Annotated in this window: 19 protein-coding genes and 1 tRNA gene; 14 read left to right on the top strand and 6 right to left on the bottom strand. The window is 29.7% G+C overall.

Annotation, left to right across the window (positions count from 1 at the left end):
* The first annotated feature begins 13 nt into the window (after positions 1-13).
* The 9 genes from H6553_11665 (at position 14) to H6553_11625 (ending at position 13,271) form a co-directional block, all read left to right on the top strand.
* On the top strand, positions 14-6,145 hold the full coding sequence (locus tag H6553_11665) for an alpha-2-macroglobulin (protein MCB9034486.1): 6,132 nt from the start codon (positions 14-16) through the stop codon (positions 6,143-6,145).
* Between the two features lie 557 nt (positions 6,146-6,702).
* Positions 6,703-7,419 carry a PorT family protein gene (locus H6553_11660; protein ID MCB9034485.1) on the top strand — a complete coding sequence of 239 codons (717 nt, stop codon included), beginning with the start codon at positions 6,703-6,705 and terminating at the stop codon, positions 7,417-7,419.
* Between the two features lie 175 nt (positions 7,420-7,594).
* A complete protein-coding gene (locus tag H6553_11655; protein MCB9034484.1) occupies positions 7,595-8,197 on the top strand; it encodes a 2OG-Fe(II) oxygenase in 603 nt (200 codons plus the stop codon).
* 58 nt (positions 8,198-8,255) lie between these two features.
* Positions 8,256-8,672, top strand: coding sequence for an OsmC family protein (locus H6553_11650; GenBank protein MCB9034483.1), 417 nt, complete (start codon positions 8,256-8,258; stop codon positions 8,670-8,672).
* A 72-nt stretch (positions 8,673-8,744) separates the two neighbouring features.
* Positions 8,745-9,302, top strand: a complete 558-nt coding sequence (locus tag H6553_11645) for a DUF1572 family protein (protein MCB9034482.1) — start codon at positions 8,745-8,747, stop codon at positions 9,300-9,302.
* A 34-nt stretch (positions 9,303-9,336) separates the two neighbouring features.
* Complete coding sequence (locus H6553_11640; protein ID MCB9034481.1) at positions 9,337-9,810, top strand: methylated-DNA--[protein]-cysteine S-methyltransferase; 474 nt, start codon at positions 9,337-9,339, stop codon at positions 9,808-9,810.
* 272 nt (positions 9,811-10,082) lie between these two features.
* Positions 10,083-10,859, top strand: a complete 777-nt coding sequence (locus H6553_11635; GenBank protein MCB9034480.1) for a Fic family protein — start codon at positions 10,083-10,085, stop codon at positions 10,857-10,859.
* A gap of 99 nt (positions 10,860-10,958) precedes the next feature.
* Positions 10,959-12,140, top strand: coding sequence for an aminotransferase class I/II-fold pyridoxal phosphate-dependent enzyme (locus H6553_11630; protein ID MCB9034479.1), 1,182 nt, complete (start codon positions 10,959-10,961; stop codon positions 12,138-12,140).
* A 69-nt stretch (positions 12,141-12,209) separates the two neighbouring features.
* Complete coding sequence (locus tag H6553_11625; GenBank protein ID MCB9034478.1) at positions 12,210-13,271, top strand: hypothetical protein; 1,062 nt, start codon at positions 12,210-12,212, stop codon at positions 13,269-13,271.
* On the opposite strand, the gene H6553_11620 is transcribed toward H6553_11625, so the two are convergent.
* The 3 genes from H6553_11620 to H6553_11610 form a co-directional block, all read right to left on the bottom strand.
* Positions 13,261-14,742 carry a glycosyltransferase family 39 protein gene (locus H6553_11620; GenBank protein MCB9034477.1) on the bottom strand — a complete coding sequence of 494 codons (1,482 nt, stop codon included), beginning with the start codon at positions 14,740-14,742 and terminating at the stop codon, positions 13,261-13,263. The two genes, H6553_11625 and H6553_11620, sit on opposite strands and share 11 nt — an antisense overlap.
* A complete protein-coding gene (locus tag H6553_11615) occupies positions 14,735-15,994 on the bottom strand; it encodes a hypothetical protein (GenBank protein MCB9034476.1) in 1,260 nt (419 codons plus the stop codon). The genes H6553_11620 and H6553_11615 overlap by 8 nt, the downstream gene beginning before the upstream one ends.
* A gap of 115 nt (positions 15,995-16,109) precedes the next feature.
* Positions 16,110-17,960: a hypothetical protein gene (locus H6553_11610; GenBank protein ID MCB9034475.1), complete on the bottom strand. Its 1,851-nt coding sequence runs from the start codon at positions 17,958-17,960 to the stop codon at positions 16,110-16,112.
* 145 nt (positions 17,961-18,105) lie between these two features.
* Here H6553_11610 and H6553_11605 point away from each other — a divergent pair.
* Positions 18,106-18,178, top strand: a tRNA-Phe gene (locus H6553_11605).
* Positions 18,179-18,240: 62 nt separating this feature from the next.
* Here the strand turns inward: H6553_11605 and H6553_11600 are convergent.
* The 3 genes from H6553_11600 to H6553_11590 are packed head-to-tail and all read right to left on the bottom strand — an operon-like array spanning position 18,241 to position 21,168.
* Entirely contained in the window at positions 18,241-19,290 is a 1,050-nt protein-coding gene (locus tag H6553_11600) for a M42 family metallopeptidase (GenBank protein ID MCB9034474.1), read from the bottom strand.
* Positions 19,291-19,307: 17 nt separating this feature from the next.
* On the bottom strand, positions 19,308-20,741 hold the full coding sequence (gene pyk / locus H6553_11595; protein MCB9034473.1) for a pyruvate kinase: 1,434 nt from the start codon (positions 20,739-20,741) through the stop codon (positions 19,308-19,310).
* Positions 20,731-21,168: an IPExxxVDY family protein gene (locus H6553_11590; protein ID MCB9034472.1), complete on the bottom strand. Its 438-nt coding sequence runs from the start codon at positions 21,166-21,168 to the stop codon at positions 20,731-20,733. Before H6553_11590 ends, pyk begins: the two co-directional genes overlap by 11 nt.
* A 136-nt stretch (positions 21,169-21,304) precedes the next feature.
* Here H6553_11590 and H6553_11585 point away from each other — a divergent pair, with 136 nt between their 5' ends.
* Genes H6553_11585 through ybeY form a run of 4 tightly spaced genes read left to right on the top strand, consistent with a single transcriptional unit; the run spans position 21,305 to position 23,985 of the window.
* Positions 21,305-21,544, top strand: a complete 240-nt coding sequence (locus H6553_11585; GenBank protein MCB9034471.1) for an acyl carrier protein — start codon at positions 21,305-21,307, stop codon at positions 21,542-21,544.
* A 3-nt stretch (positions 21,545-21,547) separates the two neighbouring features.
* The gene (gene fabF / locus H6553_11580) at positions 21,548-22,807 is read left to right on the top strand and encodes a beta-ketoacyl-ACP synthase II (protein MCB9034470.1); all 1,260 of its coding nucleotides are present in this window, start codon (positions 21,548-21,550) and stop codon (positions 22,805-22,807) included.
* A gap of 12 nt (positions 22,808-22,819) precedes the next feature.
* Positions 22,820-23,542, top strand: a complete 723-nt coding sequence (gene rnc, locus H6553_11575) for a ribonuclease III (GenBank protein MCB9034469.1) — start codon at positions 22,820-22,822, stop codon at positions 23,540-23,542.
* Positions 23,542-23,985 (top strand): rRNA maturation RNase YbeY, encoded by a 444-nt coding sequence (ybeY, locus tag H6553_11570; GenBank protein MCB9034468.1) that lies wholly within the window; start codon positions 23,542-23,544, stop codon positions 23,983-23,985. The genes rnc and ybeY overlap by 1 nt, the downstream gene beginning before the upstream one ends.
* The last annotated feature ends 45 nt before the right edge of the window (positions 23,986-24,030 follow it).

The raw sequence follows: 24,030 nt of genomic DNA, 5'->3' as shown, positions 1-24,030 counted from the left end.
ATTGATGTTATCTATGTCAAGGATATCAGCACAAAACAATTCTACCAATATGTACGATAAAGATTGGACTGCCGTTACTGCTTTAGAAAATGAAGGTAAAATGCAAGATGCTTTATCTAAAGTACAAGACATTTTAAAACAAGCGAAAACAGATAATAATAACGCTCAAATAATTAAAGCCAATTTATATAAGTATAAATACAAACAAACTTTAGAAGAAGATGCTGAATGGAAAATCGTTAACGAAATCAATACAGATATTGAAAATAGCAAAGACATAGAAAAAGCCATTCTACATTCTATTCAAGCAGAATTACTGTATCAATACTATCAAAATAATTCTTGGAAATTTATTAACAGAACACAGACCGAAGAAATTCAAAGCAACGATTTTAGAACTTGGGACTTAAAAACACTGTTCAACGAAATCTCTAAACACTATGTTGCTTCTTTAGAACCAAAACAAATTCTACAAACAACAGGCACCGAAACTATAAAATCATTACTAACAAATATAAATTATAACAATGTAGATAAAAAAGAATTTATAGATAAAAACTTAAATCTTCGTCCAACTATTTACGATTTATTGGCTCATAGAGCAATCGACTTTTTTAATAACGACAATTCTGATTTAACAGAACCAGCTAATGCTTTTGCAATAGATAATGAAATATATTTTTCTACTGCAACTAATTTTGTGCAATTGCCAATTCAAGCAGAAAACAGTAACGATAGATTGTCTAATGCAATGCACATTTTCCAAGACTTACTAAAATTTAGATTAGCAGATAAAAATAATTTAGACGCTTTGGCAGATGCAGACAGAAAAAGATTGCAGTTTGTTCGCGACCACTATTTTGATAAAGACAAAAACAACGACTTATATTTTGAAGCACAACAACGAATTGCCAATGAATATAAAAACACAACAATTGCAGCATTAATTCAATCAGAAGTTGCTCGTACTATTTACAACAAAGCACAAGAGAACAAAGAAAACAATCCATATACAGCAACTCAAGCATTAGATTTGTGCGAAGCAACGATTAAACAATATCCAAATACTTTTGGTAGTTATAACTGTCAAGCACTAATAGAAGAAATTAAAGCCAAAGCACTTAGCATTAATGTTGCAGAGGTATTGCCTATAAATACTACAGATAAATTGTTTGTGTCATATAAAAATATAAATAAAATATATTTAAAATGGGCTAAAATAAATTTTAATGATAAGGATAAAATATTCGAGAAAAATTATAAAGATCCAGAAGACATTGTACTACAACGACTAAATAAAATTGCAGCAACAAACTCGTGGCAACAAAATATTCCAAATCCAGAAGACTATAAAAATCACAGTGTAGAAGTACAATTAAACACACCAAAAAACAATGGATACTTCGTTTTAATGGTGGCTAATAATCCAGAGTTTGCTATCAAAGGAAACGAACAAGCAGTTGCAGTAGTACCAATGTTTATTTCTGATATTAGCTTTACAACTCAAAAAGAAGAGGAATCAAAAATTAATGTATTTGTTGTTGATAGAAAAAGTGGTTATCCTTTAAAAGAGGCCAAAGTTAGTATTTATGAAAAGAAATACGATTATGATAAAAGAAAATATATTAAAACAGAAATTGCAAATATTATAACAGATAAAAACGGATTTGCATCTCAAACTATATTTTCTAATGAAACTAAAAACTACTACAACAGCAAAAGTATTTTCTTTGATATTTGCTACAAAGAAGATTTTTTATCATCAGACAATAGCGTGTACCTATACAAATACAAAGAGAATGCACCATTAAAAACCGAAAAAGCAAATATTTTTACAGACAGAGCCATTTATCGTCCAGGTCAAATAATATATTTTAAAGGAATATGTTATAGCACTTTAGATGGAAATAATGAACTACTAAAAGACAAAACTGTTAAAGTTGTTTTCTACGATGCCAATCAACAAAAAATTGCAGAGCAAGATTTAGTAACCAATCAGTTTGGTTCTATTACAGGAACTTTTACGGCACCAACAACAGGAATGTTGGGTAGTATGACCATTAAAGCGTTAAATGAATGGCACTCTATTCGTGTGGAAGAATACAAACGACCAAAATTTGAAGTTGATTTCGATACTATTAAATCAAGTTATAATGTATATGATACAGTTGCTATTAAAGGTTTTGCAAAATCGTATAGTGGTGCAATGGTAGATGGTGCTAAAGTTACCTACACTATTAAAAGAAAAACGCAAATGCCTATTTGGTATTGGTGGAGTTGGAGAAGACCTTGGTTCAATCAAGAAGAAAAAATTATCACTACAGGAACAACTACTACAGATGAAAACGGAAGTTATACCATTCAGTTTGTTGCAGAACCAGACTTGTCTGTTGCTAAAAAACATGCACCATATTTTAACTACGAAATTATTGTTGATGTTACAGATATTAATGGCGAAACTAGAAGCAATACTACTACAGTAAAAGTTGGTTATTTAGCTATTGATGCTTTTGTTGATTTACCTGAAAATTTATCTATAGATAAAGATAATATAATTCAAGTTAAAACAAATAACTTAAATGGATATGCAGAACCAACAGATGTAAAAATTACGATTCAGGAATTAAAAGCACCAAACAATCCAAAAGAAAAAAGATATTGGGAACAACCAGACCAATTTTTACTAACACAAGCCGAACACGATAAAATATATCCATATCAAATATATAAAGATGAAAATTTATATGAAAACTACGAAGTGCTTAAAACTGTAAAATCGTATGCTTTTAATACAGGAAACCAAACTGCAATTAATATTTTAAAAGATGAATTGCCTGCTGGTATTTATAAACTAAACTTTTCTTGTTTAGATAAATCAGGACAAGAAATTAAATTCAGCAAAGCATTTGTAGTATCTAATCCAAATGCAACTACACTTAATCCAAAAGATTTTATTAGTGTTACACTCAATAAAACAACAGTACAACCTAACGAAGTATTGACTTACAAAATTGGTACATCACTACAAAAAGCATATATCGTAGCAATAGTTAAAATGGACGATAAACTTTTGGCAGAACATCATTTATACTTAAACAACGAAATTAAAACCTTTTCTATTCCAACGATTAAAGAAGAAGATAGAGGTAAAAAAATAGAAATTGTTTATTATATGATATTTAATAATAGATATTATGCTGGAAAAGAAGCAGCTTATATTCCATATAAAAGCAATCAATTACAAGTAGAATGGAAAACATTTAGAGATAAATTATTGCCTGGACAAAAAGAATCGTGGGAACTTACTATTAAAGGACCTGAAAAAGAAAAAGTAAATGCAGAATTATTAGCGGCTATGTACGATGCTTCTTTAGATGAATTTGCAAGCAATAGTTTTAATTTATATTTACCATATAAATATAACAATTATAATTTAAATGCATTTTCTGGTTTCGATTTTGGAAGTATTAGTGGTAGTTTGTATACTTCAGATGATTTTAGAAAATATACGAGTTTTCTTTCTTATTACTATCAGAATTTAAACTTGTATGGCTTAACACTCAATCAATGGAATCGTTATAATATCTACTACAAATCTGCTGCTGGTAATGGCTATGCTTTAAAAGAAGCAGCTAAAATGAATATACAAGTAGAAGAAAACGAAATGGCTTTAGAAGAAGCAGTGCCTACTACTGCTCCACCTCCAAGTGCTATTGAAAAAGATGAAGATGGTGTTCAAGATAAAAATTTTGGTGATGTAGAAAATAAGCCAAAACAAGAAGAACCAATTCCAAATATCAGAACTAATTTAAATGAAACAGCATTCTTCTTTCCTCAATTAAAAACTAATGAAGCTGGCGATGTCGTTTTTTCATTTACTATGCCAGAAGCTTTAACTAAATGGAAGTTTTTAGGTTTAGCACATACCGAAGATTTAAAATATATTTCTTTTGAAAATTCAACTATCACTCAAAAAGATTTAATGGTAGTGCCAAACGGACCACGATTTATGCGTCAAGGTGATATGCTTACACTTACAGCAAAAGTTACCAACTTATCTGATACTGTTTTAAATGGCTTTGCGTATCTCAACATTAAAAATGCACTGACCAATGAAACCATCAATCAACAGTTTGCAATTAAAAATAATAGATTTGAATTCAGTGTAAAACCAAATCAAAATACACTAGTGCAATGGCAAATTCGTGTTCCAGAAAACATCGATGCTATTGTTTACGAAATAAGTGCTAAAGCAGGTAATTTCACTGATGGAGAAGCCAATACTATTCCTGTATTAAGCAATAGAATTTTGGTTACAGAGTCTTTACCACTTTGGATTACTGGAAAATCTACTAAAAAATACACACTTGATAAATTAGCCAATAATACTTCTACTACACTTACCAATCAAAAATATACACTAGAAATGAGTAGCAATCCAGCGTGGTATGCAGTACAAGCATTACCATATTTAATGGAATATCCTTACGAGTGTGCAGAGCAATTGTTTTCTAGATATTATGCCAACACTTTAGCAAGCTATATTGCTAATTCTAATCCAAGAATTCAAAATGTGTTTAACAAATGGAAGGAAACTAATTCAGAGGCATTGTTAAGCAACTTAGAAAAAAATCAAGAATTAAAAAATGTATTATTAGAAGAATCTCCTTGGGTTAGAGAAGCTCAAGACGAAACCGAACAAAAAAAGAGAATTGCTTTATTGTTCGATTTAGATAAAATGTCGAAAGAACAAGCAGAGGCATTTAATAAACTTAAAAATCTGCAAAGTTCAAATGGTGGATTTTACTGGTTTAAAGGTATGCCAGAAAATAGATATATCACACAATATATTATGGAAGGCATTGGTCATCTATCAAAATTAAATGTATTAGATATTACTAAAAGTGATGATTTAAGTTCTATGACCAAAAAAGCAGTTTTGTATTTAGATGATAGAATGAAAGAAGATTTTGAAGACATAAAAAAATACGACAAAAACTATTTGACTTCAAATCATTTGTCCAATATGGTAATACATTATTTGTATATGCGTTCTTTTTATAACAATATTGAAATCAAAAAACAAAACAAAGAAGCATATGATTATTTCTTTGGTCAAGCTAAAAAATATTGGAATGCTAACTTGAACGATTACTATATGCAAGCTATGTTAGGTATGGTTTTATATAGAAACAACGAAGCAACTTTAGCTAATAAAATTATTACTTCATTTAAACAAACAGCCATTCATTCAGAAGAAATGGGCATGTATTGGAAAGCCGTTGAAAATCCAGGTTGGTATTGGTATCAAGCACCAGTAGAAACGCAATCTATTATCATTGAGTTTTTTAATGAAGTAGCAAAAGATCAAAAAGCTGTTGATGAATTAAAAGTTTGGCTATTAAAACAAAAACAAACTACCAGTTGGAAAACCACCAAAGCAACTGCCGAAGCTTGTTATGCCTTATTATTAAGTGGTAGCAATTGGATCAACAACAACAAATTAGTAGAAGTAAAAGTAGGCAATGAAAAATTTGATGAAAGCAATGTACAATTAGGTGTTGAAGCAGGAACTGGTTACTATAAAATGTCGTGGAATGCAGATCAAATTAAACCAGAAATGGCGAATATTACACTTAAGAAAACAGATGATGGACCAGCTTGGGGTGCAGTGTATTGGCAATATTTCGAAGATTTAGATAAAATAACTGGAGCTAAAACTAACTTACAGCTCACTAAAAAGTATTTCAAAAAAGTTACAACCAACGAAGGCACTATTTTAAAAGAAATTACAGACAACAGTCCAATTAAAGTAGGCGATTTAATTACTGTTCGCATAGAATTAAGAACCGACAGAAACCTAGAATATGTACATCTAAAAGATTTAAGAGCGGCAGGAATGGAGCCAACCAATGTATTGTCGCAATACAAATGGCAAGATGGTTTAGGTTATTATGAAACTACAAAAGATGTTGCTACACATTTCTTTGTAGATTGGATGAACAAAGGTATTTATGTTTTTGAATATGATTTAAGAGCAAACATTGCAGGAACATTTTCATCAGGAATTACAAGTATAGAATGTATGTATGCACCAGAGTTTAAATCACACTCAAACGGAATAACACAAACTATACAACCTTAATAGCAGTTCGTCTATACTGAGTGTAGTGTAACGAAACGAAGTATCTCATTAAATACTTGCTGAATTCATTTCAGCATCTATATTATATTTCCACTTGTTATCACCAAGCCATGATTTGTGTCTCACGAACCATTAAAGGGAATAAGGTACATTTCTAATTTTGCTGAACTTGTTTCAGCAATCTCTTGCTGAATTCATTTCAGCATCTATTATGTTTCCACTTGTTAGCACCAAGCCATGGTTTGTGTCTCACGAACCATAAAAGGGAATAAGGTACATTTCTAATTTTGCTGAACTTGTCTCAACAACCTTTTGCTGAATTCATTTCAGCATCTATTATATTTCCACTTGTTATCACCAAGCCATGGTTTGTGTCTCACGAACCATAAAAGGGAATAAGGTACATTTCTAATTTTGCTGAACTTATTTCAGCATCTATAGCTTATTCAGCAGCATCACCTTTAAAACCTACTTATTTATAAGTATTTTTCATAATATAACTGCCAAAAAGTACTTTTGGTATTGATTTTGATGCAATAGAACTAAAAAACAGTTATATGAAGAAATTATTGAGTTTACTAGTAATTATGCAACTAGTCGTTTTTGGAGTTAAAGCAGGAGATAACGATGGCGGCTTTGGCATAAAAGGAGGTGTTGGCTTAACTTCTATTTTAATGGGAGAAGATAACAGCTATAATGATGTAAGAAACAAAATGAAAGTAGGTGGCTTTGCTGCTTTTTCTTATGAAAAAAGATTTGGCGATGTTTTTGCTTTAGATATAGAAGCTGGTTATGCTAACAAAGGAGTTAGAACCTCTGGAACAGTTCCATTAACTAATGAAAAACTAATTTTTAAAGTAAACACACATCAAGTAGAAGTTCCTATTAGTATGAAGTTTTATATTGGAGATAATTTCAATATAAATATAGGACCTTATGCCTCATTTATTACTGCTGCAAGAGCAAAATTAACACATGAAGATGCTAATGGAGATGTAGTTGATGAAAAAAAAGGAGTTAATATGATGAGTAAAGATTATGAAGATGCAGATGGTAATAACCTTTACAATAGATTTGATTTAGGTGCCAATTTAGGATTAGAATTTATTTCCAATAAAGGAATTGGTGTTGGTGCTAGAATTAATCAAGGGTTTATGGACTTAATAAACGATGATTATGCTGGTTATTTTGGCACAGATGCTATTATTCCTGCTGGAGATAATAAATGGTCTGCCAACACAGGCATTCAAGTATACGGAATTTTTAGATTTTAAAATTATTATATTTCAAGCACTCAGTTTAGCGTTGGCTTTTTTAAGTCAACGCTTTTTTTATTTCAGAGCATAGTGTATCTTGCGTCGCCTTTATTGAAATTTGTTCGCTTAATCTATTATATAAAGATTGATATATTATTGTTAGTTGTAAAAAGGCAATATAAAATATTAACTTATGCAACAAAACAATTTGTTTGAACAAATGATTCAGTCTTTAATAGATAACGAATATGCAATATCCAATCACTTTATTACAACAGAAACAGCACTAGCACTTAAAAACAATCTGCTACAACGCTATCAACAAGACAAAATGCATCCAGCAGGTATTGGTAAAAACTTCGATTATGCTAAAAATACCAAAGTAAGAGGCGATGTTATTTCGTGGATAGAAGATAATACTTCAAATCAAACAGAACAAATATTGTTTGAACAAATAAATAGTTTTATTCAGTATTTAAATCAAACTTGCTATACTAATATCAATAGCTATGAATTTCACTATGCCTTTTATGAAAAAGGCAGCTTTTATAAAAAACATCTCGACCAATTTAGAGCAGACAGAGCGAGGCAATTTTCGCTAGTTATTTATTTGAATGATGACTGGACAACAGAAGATGAAGGTAATTTGCAACTCTATCTTCCAAATAAAACCATAAGCATTTTACCATTTGCAGGAACAGCCGTTTTGTTTAAAAGCGATAAAATAGAACATGAAGTCTTGCCATCAACTACTAAAAATAGATTAAGCATTGCTGGTTGGTTAAAAAATGGTTAATGCGTATTGGACTGTTAAATATTACCTTGTTTTTGATAGATTATTGTAATTTTAAATCATGAAGAAAATAGAGCTAAAACGAGTAAACAATGCCGTTCATTTACAAGCTACAGATGAAGATGGCAATATAGTAAACATGGATGGCAGTCCAGAAATTGGCGGAGAAAATAAAGGCACAAGACCAATGTCGCTAGTGTTAATGGCATTAGCAGGTTGTACAAGTATGGATGTTTTGTCTATGCTACAAAAAATGCGACAAGAAGTGATAGATTATGATGTAAAAGTAGAAGGAGAAAGAGCAGAAGAGCATCCAATGGTGTTCACAAAAATTCATGTACATTACATTTTAAAAGGAGCTTTAGATGCAGCCAAAGTAGAAAAAGCCATTAATTATTCAATGGACAAATATTGTAGTGTTACGCATATGCTCAACAAAGTAGCAGCAATTACACACAGCTACGAAATAATTGAGTAGTATTACTCTCGTCATATTGAGCGTAGTGAAATATCTCCATGTTTCTTAACAAGATTTTGTTTAAATTTATTTATGAAACAAAATTATATCACTAGTGCAACAAAACAATTTGAGTACTACAAACTACTAGGAGAAAAGTCTTTTGAACAACTCAACGAAAACGACTTATTTTGGCAATACAACGAAGCATCAAACTCAATTGCAATTATTGTAAGTCATTTATGTGGAAATATGTTGTCTCGTTGGACAGATTTTTTAACTACTGATGGTGAAAAATCGTGGAGAAACAGAGATGCAGAATTTGAATCAAATATTACCACCAAAACAGAAATGCTACAAAAATGGAACAAAGGTTGGCAATGTTTATTTGATGCATTAGATAGCATTACTGAAGATAATTTTGAAACTAAAATATATATTAGAAATCAAGAACATACCATTGTAGATGCAATCAACAGACAGTTAGCACATTACGCTTATCACATAGGTCAAATAGTATTTATTGCAAGAATGATTAAAGACAATGACTGGAAAAGTTTAAGTGTTCCTAAAGGAGAATCAACTACATTTAATAGCGAAAAATTTGCCAAAGGAAAACACGGAGGTCATTTTACAGATGATTTAAAATAAATCATTTTAAAAATGAGTATCTTGTAATCAAATGATGTACAATTCCTATTACGAATCTCCAATTGGATTAATATATATAGAATCATCTGATATAGGTATAACTCAAATTAAATTTGTAAAAGCATACAAAGAAATTTTTGATGAAAATGAACTGACACAACAAGCAATTCAAGAGTTAAACGAATACTTCAATAGGAAAAGAAAAATATTTTCCTTGCCTTTAGATTTAATAGGCACCGTTTTTCAAAAAACAATTTGGCAACAACTACTTACAATCAATTACGGAAAAACGCAAAGCTACGAGCAAGTTGCTTTATCTATCAACAATATAAAAGCCATTCGTGCAGTAGGAAGTGCCAACGGAAATAATCCAATTGCTATTGTCGTTCCTTGTCATCGTGTAATAGGAAAAAACGGAACGCTAGTTGGTTATGCAGGTGAATTGTGGCGAAAAAAATGGCTGTTAGATTTTGAGCAAAACAATATTCAAACATCATTATTTGATTGATAAGCAATCTAACACCAAATTGATTTATAAAGCAGATCTATTTTTTCCGAACTTGCCTGTCTCTACCTGTCGGTAGACATGGTGCCGAACAGGTAGATTTCGGAATCTGTTTTTAGAAGATGCTGAAATAAATTCAGTATGGAACGATATATAATGTTGGTCTATTTTCAATGTAACTTTGGTATAAACTAAAGCAATTAAAAAATACCTACATTTGTTATTATTTACTAGTTTAAGTAGAATAAAAAAGGCAATTAATACGCTATCTTTAAATGAGCCAAAAGTTACAAATAATTTCAACAGATTTGCTTGATGCCTATATAAAGCAAGTACCAAAAACTTTACAAACTGCTTTTGATACCTTAGAAGATGCAGAAATTTCAACAGATACATTTAGTTTTTATGTGTCTGTTTCATCAGTATATAGTAGTAAAATTGAAGGCGAAAAAATAGAATTAGATAGTTATATAAAACATAAAAAATTTGGGATTGAATTTTTGCCAGATTATACCAAAAAAATTGACGATTTATATAATGCTTATATCTTTGCAAAAAACAATAAACTCAATCAAGAAAATATTTTAGAAACACATAAGTTGCTAAGTAAACATATAGTTGCAACAAATTGGCAAGGTAAATATCGAAAGCAAAATATGTATGTTACTACACCAGATGGAAAAATTGAGTATGTAGCAGCATTACCTAACAAAGTAGAAACTGAAATGAACCTTTTTTTTGATGATATAACTGTATTACTAAATGCTAAATTAAATATTGAAGAAGTATTTTATTTTGCTTCATTCATTCATTTAGTTTTTGTAAAAATTCATCCTTTTAATGATGGAAATGGAAGAACGGCAAGACTGCTTGAAAAGTGGTTTTTAGCTCAAAAACTAGGAGACAAAGCGTGGTTAATACAAAGCGAAAAAATGTATTATAATCAACACAATACCTATTACAAAAATATTCGTTTATTAGGATTAGAATATTCAGCGTTAGACTATAACCAAGCATTGCCTTTTTTATTAATGTTGCCAATGTCATTATAAAGAAAAGACTTGCTATCGTGGATATAACGATATAAAAACAATAAAAAAGGCATTAATCTATAAATTCCTTTATAAATTTGACAGATTAAATTGTAATTCATGCCAAATAAGTACAATCATTTCGAAACCAATGCCATCCGCACACAACACGAAAGAGCTTTTAGAGAGCATTCTGTGCCTTTGTATTTAACTTCTTCTTTTGTGTTTGATGATGCTGAACATGCAAGAGCATTGTTTGCAGATGAAATTCAAGACAACATCTATTCAAGATTTTCTAATCCGAATGTAAATGAGTTCGTAGAGAAAATGTGTGTATTAGAAAACACCGAAGATGGTTTTGGTACTGCTACAGGAATGGCTGCTGTTTTTGCAAGCATGATGCCTTTTTTACAACAAGGCGACCATGTTTTAGCATCGTCTGCATTGTTTGCATCTACTACAAAAATCTTAAAAGAATATTTACCAAAATGGGGAATTGAACATTCTTTTTTTGACATCAACCAACCAGCAACTTGGGAAGCACAAATACAACCAAACACCAAAATGATATTTGCAGAAACACCATCTAATCCAGGTTTGGTATTGATAGATTTAGAATTCTTGTGTGCATTAGGTAAAAAACATGGTGTATTGGTAAACATCGATAATTGTTTTGCTACGCCGTATTTACAAAATCCAGCAGATTATGGTGCAGACATCATTACGCATAGTGCCACGAAATTTATAGACGGACAAGGTAGAGTTGTTGGTGGTGTAGTATTGTCATCTAAAGAAATTATAAAAGAAGTAAGAGCATTTTGTAGACAAACAGGACCAGCAATGTCGCCGTTTAATGCTTGGGTGTTGAGTAAAAGTTTAGAAACTTTAGCTGTTCGTATGGACAGACATTGTAGTAATGCATTGGCTATAGCAACATGGTTAGAAACGCATAACGAAATAGAAAAAGTAAACTATCCGTTTTTGCCATCGCATCCTCAATATGAGTTGGCAAAAAAGCAAATGAAACAAGGTGGAGGCGTAGTTACTTTTGATGTAAAAGGTGGAATTGATAGAGGACGAAAGTTTTTAGATAGCTTAAATTTATTTTCGCATACGGCTAACCTTGGCGATTGTAGAACTATTGCTACACATCCTGCAAGTACTACACACAGTAAAATAGACGAAAGTGTAAGAGAAGCAGCAGGAATTTTTGGAGGTACCATTCGTTTGTCAGTTGGTTTAGAACATATAGACGACATTAAAGCAGACATAGAACAAGCATTAAATGCTAGTAAAAAATAAATCTTGAATAGAAAATATTATATTTATATAATAATTCTATCTTTATTCATTAAGTTAGTATATGTTTTATTGTTTTATATTTTTAGTCAGCTTGGTTGGTGTAGTGTTTCTGTAGATTATACTAATTTCTTAGATGTCTTTTTTAAGAATGATGCTGGTTGGTATGAAAAAATTGCATTGTATGGATATCCTAATATTACAGAAGTATGGGAGTTAGGAGGTTACCATGATGGAAGTTTAGTACAAAGCAGTTGGGCTTTTTTTCCTTTACTTCCAAAAATCACAGCAGGTTATTGCTCTTTGTTCAATATGGCATTTAAACCAATGTCGTTTATATTAATTTGTATATTTTCTACACTGTGCTTTCTTCAAATATTTAATTATGCTAAAACAAAAATTACTACAAATAATGCATTTTTATTTACGCTATTATTTATGTTGTTTCCTTTGCATTTGCACTATAATGTTTACTACACTGAAGCTTTATTTTTGTTTTTAATAATTAGTAGCATATTGGCTATTGATAAAAACAAAATATTATTGCTTGCTGTTCTTTCTTCATTAATTATTTTAACAAGACCTAATGGAGTTATAATTATTGTTTTTCTATTTTTATATACTATTAATAAATATTTTATTACAATTAAAAACAACAAACTGGTATTATTAAAAAGATTAATGATATACATTGTTCCTTTAATTGTTTTTGTAGGATATTTAGTCTATCAATACCAATACACAGGCAATTATTTTGCTTTTGCTACAGCACAAAAAGGTTGGGAAAAAGAACGCATATTTCCTTTGTTGGCTTTATTTAGAAAAGGTGACTTAATGAATCAATTTAATTCTATATATATTACTATTTTTATAGCATTTGTGATTTTAACTTTTAAGAAATACTCTTGGACAACTCATTTTTTAATTTGGACAACCATTTTAATTCCATTAAGTGCTGGTTCTGTTACAAGTATTACAAGATATGTAAGTATTTTAATTCCTGTGTATTTAGTAATGTATTCCTACATTCAAACTAAAAATAAAATGGTAGTATATAGTTTGGCATTTTGTTTTGCAATACTTCATATCTATTTTTTATTTCAATGGATAAATAGCCAACCAATTACTTATTGATAATTTTGTTACCAATTAAATATACTTTTATCTGAGCTAGTGAATCAATGGCTTTATAAGTATAATTTTCTTCTATATATTTTTTTGTAGCTTCATTTGCTGTAGCAATTTTTCTATTTTCTTTTACCATAGAAGTATCATTGTGCGAGAATAAATTTATCTTTATTTGTTTTTCATGTTGTAAATAATATTGATAAAAATAGGCATCTGCATTATATTCATGCACTAAATTTTCTATATATATATTGTTAAGATATTGTGCATCTTTTTTATAATGTTTGTGTAAAAAATAACCATTCAATTGTTCATAATCATCGGTTTGTTCTTTTACGGTTTTAAAAATACTAGTATTAAAATTTACATAAGGAATTAAAAATATTGCCAGTACAATACCAATACTTAGTCCTTTTATATTGATAAGAACATTAAGTTTATTAAGTAAAATAGATAAACAAGCAGCACAACAAATAGCAATTAATGGATACATTGGAGCATCATACCATTCTATTTTTGTTTTAGAAATACTAATAATTATAAAAAACATAAAAATATTAAGTATAATATATTGATAAAACTTTTGTTCTATTTTGTCTTTAATAGATAAAAGTACAGGAATTGAAACTATAAAAAACAAATAAAAAGATTTAAAATAATTATTTACAAAATAATATGCATAATACAAAAAACCTCCATTATGTCCTTCGTTGATAACAGCAAATCGTCCAAATAATTCATTATTCCAAATGGCTTTTAAATAACCTTCATTTATTTGCTCTCTCAATAAATAATATCCAAAAGCGAAAAACACAAAGAAACATAATCCAATATAAAATGCTTTGTTTTTTAAAATGGCAAGAATAGTACTATTCATCAAACAAAAAATAAAAATAGAAGGCAAAAAGAAAAGTGCAGCAATGCCTTTTGTAAGAGATGCAAGTGTTAAACTTAAAAAAAACAGATACAAATATTTATTTGCTTTTGTTTTGTAGTAGAGATAAAAAAACAAGACATAACATAGCATTAGTAAAGTTAATAGTGCATCATAGTCTGCTGTTCTTGTAACATGATATCTAATTATTGCTGGTGATGATATTAAAAAAAGTATTGCCAACAAACCAATTATTGGCTGTTTAAAATATTTTTTAAAGAACAGATAAATGACTACAAAAATTAAAAATCCAGATAAGGCACTTGGCAACCGTGCTAAGAAAAGACTTGGTTTAAATAGCGTAAATAAAAAAACTTGAATCCAAATTAACAAAGGAGGTTTAGTATTCCACATGTCTGGTTCTACTTGAAATGTTGGTACTAACCAATTATGATTGTAATACATTTCTATTGCCTGAACTATATTTCTTACTTCATCCCATTTTCTTACAGACCAACTATCTAATAACATAAAAAGTGGAATAAGACTTAATATAAAAACCAAGGCAGTTAAAAATTTATTATATTTTGATTTTTCAATCATTTAATTGTAAGTTTAAGTGATTAACCACATTGGTTTCTTTTTTGTATAATTGATAAAATAGATATATAATTAATATTAAATATAAAACAGAAATAAATACTGGATGAAAAACAAGTGTTTCATAATTAGTTAAAGCTAAATGTTTTAATACTTTTTCCATATTTAGACCATAAGCAAATGAAAATAAAATCATTGGAAAATATTTCTTACGATTAATTGCAAATAAGAAAATAAAAACCATTGCAGGATGACTATATCTTTCGTGCATTTGAGTGTTGAAATAGAAGAACAATAGTGGAATTAATGCTCCAATTATAAATATTTTATTGATATCTATTTTTTGATATTGTTTCTTGTAAAGATTTTCAATTATAATTTTGATAAAAGGAAAACAAGCGAGAAAAACACTTGTTGCAAATAGGAAAAAACCAATTTGATTTAAAGTAAAACCTAAAAATAGTGTTTTGTCTGAATAATTAAACATTTGTTCTGCATTTATAGGAAGCACTAAAAACCAAAAATTAAATGCATTTAAAGAAACAGATTGATAATGACCTACTGAACCTGTTAAAACTTGCCACACTTTATTTACAGTTCCATTTAATATAAAAGGTAATAATATTATTGTTTGAACAATGATTGCTCCAATTATTCCTATAACTATTTGTCTAATTGCTTTTATGTTCTTTATTTGATAAGCAAGAATCATAAATAACAAAGGGAAAAATACAATAGCTTGTACTTTAAAATTAAAGGAAATACAAATACAGACTATACTCCAAGCTATTTTGTTTTGTATAGCCAATAATATTGCCAAAAATCCAAAGAAAGTGAAAATACTGTCTACTTGGCACCAAGCATAAGTATTATATAAAAAAACAACATTTAATGTAATTAAAAAGAAATAAACTATTTGCTTTTCATTTGTTTTTGCTTTGATTGAAATAAGCAAAGCAGTTAATATATCAAAAACAAGAATGTAATATTTAAGTGTATATAAGTTGTCTTGTATATTAGTAGTAGATTTTTGTATCAAACAGTGTAGTTTTAAGAAATATAAAAAACCAGGCATATAATCGCAATTGCTATTGGTATATACATTTGCCAAACCATTTTCAAAGATATGTTCAGACCAACCTAACCAAAACCACATATCTCCAGAATGTCCCCATTTTGGTACATAAAAACACAAGAAGATATAAAATAGCACTACTAGTAGAACAAACTCTTTGTGTTTTGAAATCCATTGCATAATCAAAAATAGTATTTTTTAAGGTTCTTTTTATAATTGTGTTTTGATGAAAATCTATAAAAAAGAGCAACCAAAATTGATTGCTCTTCACACTTAAAAATATTTATAAAAAAAATTATTGAGAAATATCCATTCTCGATAATAATAGTTTATCTCCTTTTTCTGTTTCTGATAAATAGATGATGTATTTGCCTAATTCTACTACATTATTTGATGGAAATAAATAGAATTTTTTCTTTTCTGCATCGCCTAATAATTTAAAATCTGACGCTGTACCATTTTCTAAATCTAATGTTCCATATTGTACACTAAATAATGGTGCCCAAGTTTTGGTTGTTGTTTTGGTAAACCAACTATAATCTTCGTCTGTTTCTTCGTGAGTTGCTCTACAAATATTCATCATCCAATAGAGTTTGGTTTTATCTGCAGATTCTGTTAAGTAACTTGTAGCAGGAAACATATCGGAAGTAAGTGGCGAACGATTAAAAAATCCTGCAGTTTCTTTTTGATCTAAGAATACACCATAGTTATGTTTTAGATTGCCTTGTCCATCAAACTGAAACATATATACACCTTGATATAATCTTGAACCTGCATTATAATCTGGACCAAATGGTTTCTCTTTAGCCACTTTAAAATCTTGTCCATTAATTAGAATATCATTATTACTTGTAAAATAAATATTAAAAGTTTCAAATCGTTTGCCATTAAAATCAACTATTTTCTTTTGCGATGCTGGTTTTACTGCTTTAGTATTAAAGTCAGCAACTGGTGTTTCTTTTATAAACTGAAATTTTCCGTTTACTAATTTTCCCAATACAAAACCTGTAAAATTCATTTCGTCTAACATAGCATCTATAGCGTCTTGTGTAACGCCCATATCTTTATTTCCTGCAAGTGTATTGCCCAAATTCTTTAAGCCACTAAACATGCCACCAGATTTTGCACTTGTGTTTTCTGTAGCTTTATCTTCTTCGTCTGCAGAGGTTGTTGCTACTAATGAAATTTTATATATTTTATCTATATATGTTCCAGAAATATCTTTTGTAATACAAGGTCCGTAGAAAAATAGTTCATTATCTTTTTCATATGCTTGTAAAATTCTCCAACCATTGCTTGGTGCATCAAAGGTTACTGTTTCTTTTATTTTTCCTTCTGGTGAAATTCTATAGTATACTAATTTATTTGGTGCAGCAGTTGTTTTTTTGTCTACATTTCCTTGTGGTGCAAAAACTACAATCCAATCTCTAGGTAAATCGTCATTGTTTAATGCATGATTTTCGTCTTTTAATGGTTCTGCAAAAATTGGAGCATGTGGCGTTGTAAAATCTATCTTATCTAAAACAGTTATGTTTACCTGATTATCGCATTTAATTAAATCGTAGTGTAAGTAAGAACCCAAAGCATCTTTTGGAGAATCTTGTCTACCTGCAATTACTAAAATAGAACTGTCTCTGTCTACTTCGTAAGCACCACCTCTAAAATAATATTTTTCGCCAGCATCGCTTGTTGGTTTTACTTTATCTAACATTTTAACATTTTTAATATAAGTTCCATACCACCATCTATATTTCCAAGTAATTAGTTTTTTTCTAAAGACCAGTTTTCCTCCCATAGTTGTAGAAGCAGTTAATCCGTTGGTATAATAAACATCGCCTCTATAATTAAACCACTTGTATCGTTGTCTTACTTTGTCAACATCCCATTCTTCTTGTTTAGTATCTTTCAGTGCTAAATTAATATCATAGGTATAGGTTTCTATTTTTACCTTTTTTTGACCAGATGGCAAGACATAAGCTAAATCGAAAGTGTTTGTTTCCTGATTGGCTTCAACGCCACCTAAGTATCCATTTTTTGCTTTCCTAGAAATATCATATGTTGCTTCTTTTACTTCGTTTTGAGCAAATACAGCATAAGAAAAGAGAAAAGATAGTACACTTAAAGTGATAAATTTTATTTTATTCATAGTAATTTTTTTATAAAAATAACTAATTGCAACATAAATGTAAAGACATATATTGTTAAAAAGTGTAATGTGAAAATTTATTGATAGAAAACAGCATGTTTTTTGTTGTAAAATAAAAATTTAATTATCTTTGCACCTCGCAACTGGTACCTTAGCTCAGTTGGTAGAGCAAAGGACTGAAAATCCTTGTGTCCCTGGTTCGATTCCTGGAGGTACCACAAAACAAAAACGCTGTCTATTATAGACAGCGTTTTTTATTATACTTTTAGCTTATTTTCATTCACTTCAAACTCCAATCGTAAGCATCAATTTGTTCGCAACATGCTATTAGTAAATCTATAGCTGCAGCAATATCATCTTTATGAGCCATTTCTATTACTTGGTGTAAATGTCTTGTTGGTATGGAAATTGCTCCTGCAATTGCTCCAGTTTTTCCCATTCTTTGAATGCCTGCTGTATCAGTACCACCCATTGGCAATACTTCTAACTGTGTTTTGATATTGTTTTTTTGTGCTACTTCTTTTTGAAATTGTACCATTCTATAATCGCAAATAGTACTAGCGTCCATAATTTTTATTGCTACACCTTTTCCTAATGCAGTAACTTGTTCATCTGGTTTTGCTCCTGGTAAATCGTAAGCAATTGTAGTATCTAATCCAAAGCCAAATGTTGGATTGATATTGTGTGCTGCTACATTGGCACCTCTAATACCTACTTCTTCTTGTACTGTAAATACACCATAAACATCATACGGACAATCTTTTAATGCTTTCATGGCTTCAATCAAAATGTAAACAGCTACTCTATTGTCTATAGATTTACAATTTACACAGTTGCCCATTTCAATTAAAGTTCTTTCTCTTGTAATTGGATTGCCAATTTCTATCAAAGCATCTACTTCTTCTTTTGGCAATCCTAAATCAATAAAATAATCTTGAATTTGAGCTGGCTTTGCTCTTTCTTCTGCTGTCATGATGTGAATTGGTTTACTACTCATTACACCTATTAAATCTTTTTTGCCATGCACAATTACTCTTTGTGCAGTAAGTGTTTTTGGATCAAATCCGCCAAGTGTGTGAAATCTTAAAAACCCATTTTCGTCGATATATTTTACAATAAACCCAATTTCATCCATATGAGCAGCTATCATCACTCTTTTAGAGCTGTCTTTTCCTTTTTTTACAGCGTAAACACTGCCTAAGTTATCTGTAGTAATTTCATCTACTTTATCTTGTAGCTCTTCTTTTACAATGTTTCTTACTTTTTGTTCAAACCCTGGAGCTCCTGGAGCTTCACAAATTTTTGCCAATAATTCTACATTTACATTCATATATTGTGTTTTTATATTTATTTTGCTACGCTTATTTTTATCATATTGGTTCTGCCTCGTCCTTTAATTGGCATACTTGCAGTATTGATAATTACATCGCCTTGTTTAATTTTTTTGTTTTGTTTTAAGATGTTGATTACATCAGAAATGGTTTCGTCTGTGGTTACAAATTTATCATAAAAAAATGCTTTTACACCCCAAACCATTCCTAATTGTTTTAACAATATTTCATTGCTTGTGAATATATATATGTTTGATTTAGGTCTATAACTTGCTAGCATGAAAGCAGTATATCCAGAATAAGTCATTCCGTTTATTGCTTTTGCTTCTACTTCTTTAGCAATATTACAAGCATTATAGCAAATAGCATCTGATAGAAATGTTGTTGATTTTTGGTCTGGTAATAATTTTTTATAATATATTTCGTTTTGTTGTTCTGTTTGAAGTATTATTTTTTTAATTATCTTAATTACATTTATTGGATTTTTACCTACTGCAGTTTCTCCACTTAACATAATAGCATCTACACCATCAAACACACCATTGGCAACATCTGTAATTTCTGCTCTTGTTGGTCTTGGCATTTCCATCATAGATTCCATTACTTGCGTTGCCATAATCACTGGTCTACCTTTAGTTATGCAGTTTTTTACTATTTCTTTTTGGATTATAGGTAGTTTTTCCATTGGCACTTCTACCGCTAAATCTCCACGAGCAATCATTACAGCATCTGTTGCGTTTATAATTGCTTCTAGGTTTTGTATCGCTTCTGGTTTCTCTATTTTAGCAATTACTTTTATTAGTGATTTTTTATTTTTTAATATTTGTTTTAAATATATAATATCTTGAGCCGAACGAACAAAACTCAATGCGAGCCAATCTATTGGTTGAGTTAAAATAAAAGCTAAGTCTTTTTTGTCTTTTTTGGTTAAACTTGGAACGGAGACTTTGGTCGTTGGTAAATTAAATCCTTTATTAGAAGAGAGTGTTCCTCCAAATCTTACTTTACAAGTAATAGTGTCTTTGTCATTTTTTTCAATTACTACTAATTCAATCTTTCCATCATCAACAATAATTTCTTCATCAATGCCAACATCTGAAATTAGTTTCTTATATATTACAGATACTTTTTCTTTGTTGCCTAATACTTTTTTAGTAGTTACTTTAATAGTAGCACCTGTTTTTAACTCAATACTTCCATTTTCAATATCTCCAATTCTTAGCTTTGGTCCTTGTAAATCTGCTAGTATTGCAATATGAGCATTGTGTGTAGTATTAATTTTAGTAATGGTTTGAATTACTTTTAAGTGGTCTTCATGAGATCCATGAGAAAAATTTAAGCGAAAAGTGTTTACGCCTGCTAAAAATAATTTTTCTAAAGTATTGTAATTATTACTTGCTGGACCAACTGTTGCTATGATTTTTGTTTTGCTAATAGTTTTATGCTTCATTAAAGTGTCTTAATAATAAATTTTTCCTCGATTTTATTTTATCTAAATCTACTTTATATACTAATTGTATGCCAGAGATTTGAGAAAGTTGTTGTTCAAATGCATCAGTATCAAAATAAGCCAATTCTCCTTTAAGTAGGAAAACATAATCAAAACTTTTCATTTCTGGTAGCAAATAATTTCCAGCTCTTTTGTTTTGAATTAACTCTGCATCATAGAAATCTATTTCATTTTCAAACTTGTACGCACTGTAATACTGTACTGTTTTGCTTTTTGGATTATAGAAATTTACATCATTAATGCGTTTCATTTTCCAGTACAATGTTTCATTAATATACCAACACAACCTATAATCTTCTAGGTTGCTATTAATTCCCCAAAGATGAATATCTTCTTCGTATGCTAATATAATTTCTTTTTTAGCCATTACTTTCGCACAAAATTGCAATTTTATTTCTAATAAGCAACCAAATTAAGTATAATTAATATCTCTACTAAACAGTATTTTAGATTTACGCTAATTAAAATAAATGTATTAAATTTGTGCACACTAAAAGATAATCATGTCAACTACAGTAACAAAAGTTAAAGCTATTATAAAAGAACAATTAGGTGTAGATGATGAGCAAATAAGCTTAGATGCAAGTTTTGAGAACGATTTAAAAGCAGATTCTTTAGAAATGGTTGAGTTAATTATGGCTTTTGAAAGAGAATACAATATTAGTATTCCTGATGAACAAGCCGACCAAATAAAAACAGTTCAAGATATTATTAACTATCTTGATGCAAATGTAAAAGTATAATATATGCCAATGCAAAGAGTGGTTGTAACTGGTTATGGTGCTATCACTCCTATTGGTAACAATACAAAAGATTTTCAACAAAATTTATTTCTAGGAATAAGTGGTGCAAAGCCCATTACTAAGTTTGATTGTAGTCAATTTAAAACTCAAATTGCTTGTGAAGTTAAAAACTATCATGCCGAAGACTATTTTGACAAAAGAACAATCAACAAGTTAGACTTATTTGCACAATATGGTTTAATTGCTACAGATGAAGCACTTAATATGTCTAATCTATTAACTTCTTCAAACATAAATAATGATAGAATTGGTGTAATTTGGGCTTCTGGTGTTGGTGGTGTAAATACTTTTTACGAAGAAACGATAAAATTTAACCAAGCCAACAATAATCCAGCATACTTTAGTCCTTTTTTTGTTCCTAAGAAAATTATAGACAGCGTAGCAGGAAATATTGCTATAAAATATGGTTTTAAAGGCATAAACTACGGAACTGTAGCTGCCTGTGCATCATCTGCTTATAGTATAATTAATGCCTATACTTACTTACAACTTGGCAAAGCTGATGTTATTATTGCTGGTGGTTCAGAAGCAGCAATAAATGAAGTTGGTATAGGAAGTTTTAATGCTTTAAGAGCTTTATCTACCAATAATGACAATCCAAGTACAGCATCAAGACCTTTTGATAAAGATAGAGATGGTTTTGTAATGGGCGAAGGTGCAGGTTGTTTAGTTTTAGAAACGCTAGAACATGCTCTACAAAGAAATGCTCCTATTTTTGCAGAAATTGTTGGTTATGGCATGAATGCAGATGCATATCACATTACAGCACCAGATGAAAACGGAGTAATGGTAAGCAAAGTAATGCAATCAGCTATCGACGATGCCAAAATATCAATTAAAGATATTGATGTGATAAATGCACACGCAACTTCTACTATGCTTGGCGATTTAGCAGAAATAAATGCAATAGAACAATGTTTTGGCAATTTGGCTACAAGTTTAAATATTACTGCTCCAAAATCTATATTCGGACACTTATTAGGTGCTGCTGGTGCTGTAGAATTAATTACTTCTATATTAATGCTACAAGAGCAAAAAGTATCGCCAACTATAAATCATTTTAATTTAGATGAAAAATTAAACAAAAATTTAAATTATACTTTTAATATATTACAGCCAAAAAATATTAGTTTTGTACTTAATAATAATTTTGGATTTGGTGGACATAATGCATCAATTCTAATAAAGAAGAATATTAAGTAGACTACTATTTTTATGATTAATTGGATAAAGCGATTCTTTAGAAGCCGTTCGTATTATAATAAAGATTATAAGTACTATAAGCTCTATGAAAAAATTGGCGTTTTTCCTAAACACGATGAGAAAGTATATATACGAGCATTAACACACTCTTCGTTTACTAGAAAAACAAGTGAAAGAAATGAGCGACTAGAATTTTTAGGTGATGCGGTGCTAGGAATGGTAATTGCCGAGTTTATTTTTCATTTATTACAAGAAGAAAATGAAGGATTGCTTACAAAAATTAGGTCTAATCTTGTAAACCGTAAGAAATTAAATGCTATTGGTTTTGAACTTAAATTGCATCAGCATCTTAGAAGTTCCTTAAAAAAACACCAATTTAAACAGTCGCCAGATATTTTAGGCAATGCTTTTGAAGCACTTATTGGTGCTTATTATTTAGACCATGGCATTGATGCTGTAAAGCAAATTGCCCAAAAATTTTTAATTACTAGTTTTGATTTTGACAATTACGATTCTATGATTTTCGATACCAAAAGCTTTTTGTTGGAATGGTGTCAGTCTGAAAAAAAACAAATTCAGTTTATTCATATTGCAAATGATGGAACAATAGAGTATTTTAATGTTGATTTATTAATTGACAATGAAAAAGTTTGCAATGGTAATGGTAAAAGCAAAAAAGATGCAGAATTTGATGCTTGTAAAAAAGCAATTGAATTATTAAACATAAACGCCTAATGAATATTTTATTTCATTTTGAAGAGATTAATCGACCGTACTTTTTTAAATCTAGAAAAATAAAATTGTGGTTAACACAATTGGCTACATCATACCATAAAACAATTGAAAGTATCAATTACATTTTTTTAAACGATGAAGGTTTATTAGCCATCAACAAAGAATACCTTAATCACGACTATTATACAGATATTATTACTTTCAACAATAGTGATGACAAAAACATATTATCTACAGATATATATATTAGCATAGATAGAGTAAAAGACAATGCTCAACAACTTAATATTGCTTATCAAGAAGAATTAATACGAGTTATGGCTCATGGTGTTTTGCACTTGGTTGGATTTAAAGACAAAACCAAGCAAGCACAAATTGAAATGCGACAAGCAGAAAATAAAGCAATTCAATTGTTTGAGCATATCAAAAATGCTACAACTTAACGAAGCACTCTGTTTTAATGTTGTTCTTTTAAAAAGCTCTTGTAA

The organism is Chitinophagales bacterium (assembly GCA_020636535.1).
GTDB lineage: Bacteria > Bacteroidota > Bacteroidia > Chitinophagales > JADIYW01 > JADJSS01.
Note: the sequence above shows the minus strand (reverse complement) of the source record. Positions and strands in the feature narration are given on the sequence as shown.

Excerpts from the sequence above, each read along its gene's own strand:
- H6553_11640 (MCB9034481.1), top strand. The coding sequence starts at position 9,337 with ATGTACAATTCCTATTACGAATCTCCAATTGGATTAATATATATAGAA.
- H6553_11650 (MCB9034483.1), top strand. The coding sequence starts at position 8,256 with ATGAAGAAAATAGAGCTAAAACGAGTAAACAATGCCGTTCATTTACAA.
- H6553_11660 (MCB9034485.1), top strand. The coding sequence starts at position 6,703 with ATGAAGAAATTATTGAGTTTACTAGTAATTATGCAACTAGTCGTTTTT.
- rnc (MCB9034469.1), top strand. The coding sequence starts at position 22,820 with ATGATTAATTGGATAAAGCGATTCTTTAGAAGCCGTTCGTATTATAAT.
- H6553_11665 (MCB9034486.1), top strand. The coding sequence starts at position 14 with ATGTCAAGGATATCAGCACAAAACAATTCTACCAATATGTACGATAAA.
- H6553_11585 (MCB9034471.1), top strand. The coding sequence starts at position 21,305 with ATGTCAACTACAGTAACAAAAGTTAAAGCTATTATAAAAGAACAATTA.
- H6553_11600 (MCB9034474.1), bottom strand. The coding sequence starts at position 19,290 with ATGAATGTAAATGTAGAATTATTGGCAAAAATTTGTGAAGCTCCAGGA.
- H6553_11635 (MCB9034480.1), top strand. The coding sequence starts at position 10,083 with ATGAGCCAAAAGTTACAAATAATTTCAACAGATTTGCTTGATGCCTAT.
- H6553_11645 (MCB9034482.1), top strand. The coding sequence starts at position 8,745 with ATGAAACAAAATTATATCACTAGTGCAACAAAACAATTTGAGTACTAC.
- ybeY (MCB9034468.1), top strand. The coding sequence starts at position 23,542 with ATGAATATTTTATTTCATTTTGAAGAGATTAATCGACCGTACTTTTTT.
- H6553_11620 (MCB9034477.1), bottom strand. The coding sequence starts at position 14,742 with ATGATTGAAAAATCAAAATATAATAAATTTTTAACTGCCTTGGTTTTT.
- H6553_11590 (MCB9034472.1), bottom strand. The coding sequence starts at position 21,168 with ATGGCTAAAAAAGAAATTATATTAGCATACGAAGAAGATATTCATCTT.
- fabF (MCB9034470.1), top strand. The coding sequence starts at position 21,548 with ATGCCAATGCAAAGAGTGGTTGTAACTGGTTATGGTGCTATCACTCCT.
- H6553_11610 (MCB9034475.1), bottom strand. The coding sequence starts at position 17,960 with ATGAATAAAATAAAATTTATCACTTTAAGTGTACTATCTTTTCTCTTT.
- H6553_11615 (MCB9034476.1), bottom strand. The coding sequence starts at position 15,994 with ATGCAATGGATTTCAAAACACAAAGAGTTTGTTCTACTAGTAGTGCTA.
- pyk (MCB9034473.1), bottom strand. The coding sequence starts at position 20,741 with ATGAAGCATAAAACTATTAGCAAAACAAAAATCATAGCAACAGTTGGT.
- H6553_11630 (MCB9034479.1), top strand. The coding sequence starts at position 10,959 with ATGCCAAATAAGTACAATCATTTCGAAACCAATGCCATCCGCACACAA.
- H6553_11655 (MCB9034484.1), top strand. The coding sequence starts at position 7,595 with ATGCAACAAAACAATTTGTTTGAACAAATGATTCAGTCTTTAATAGAT.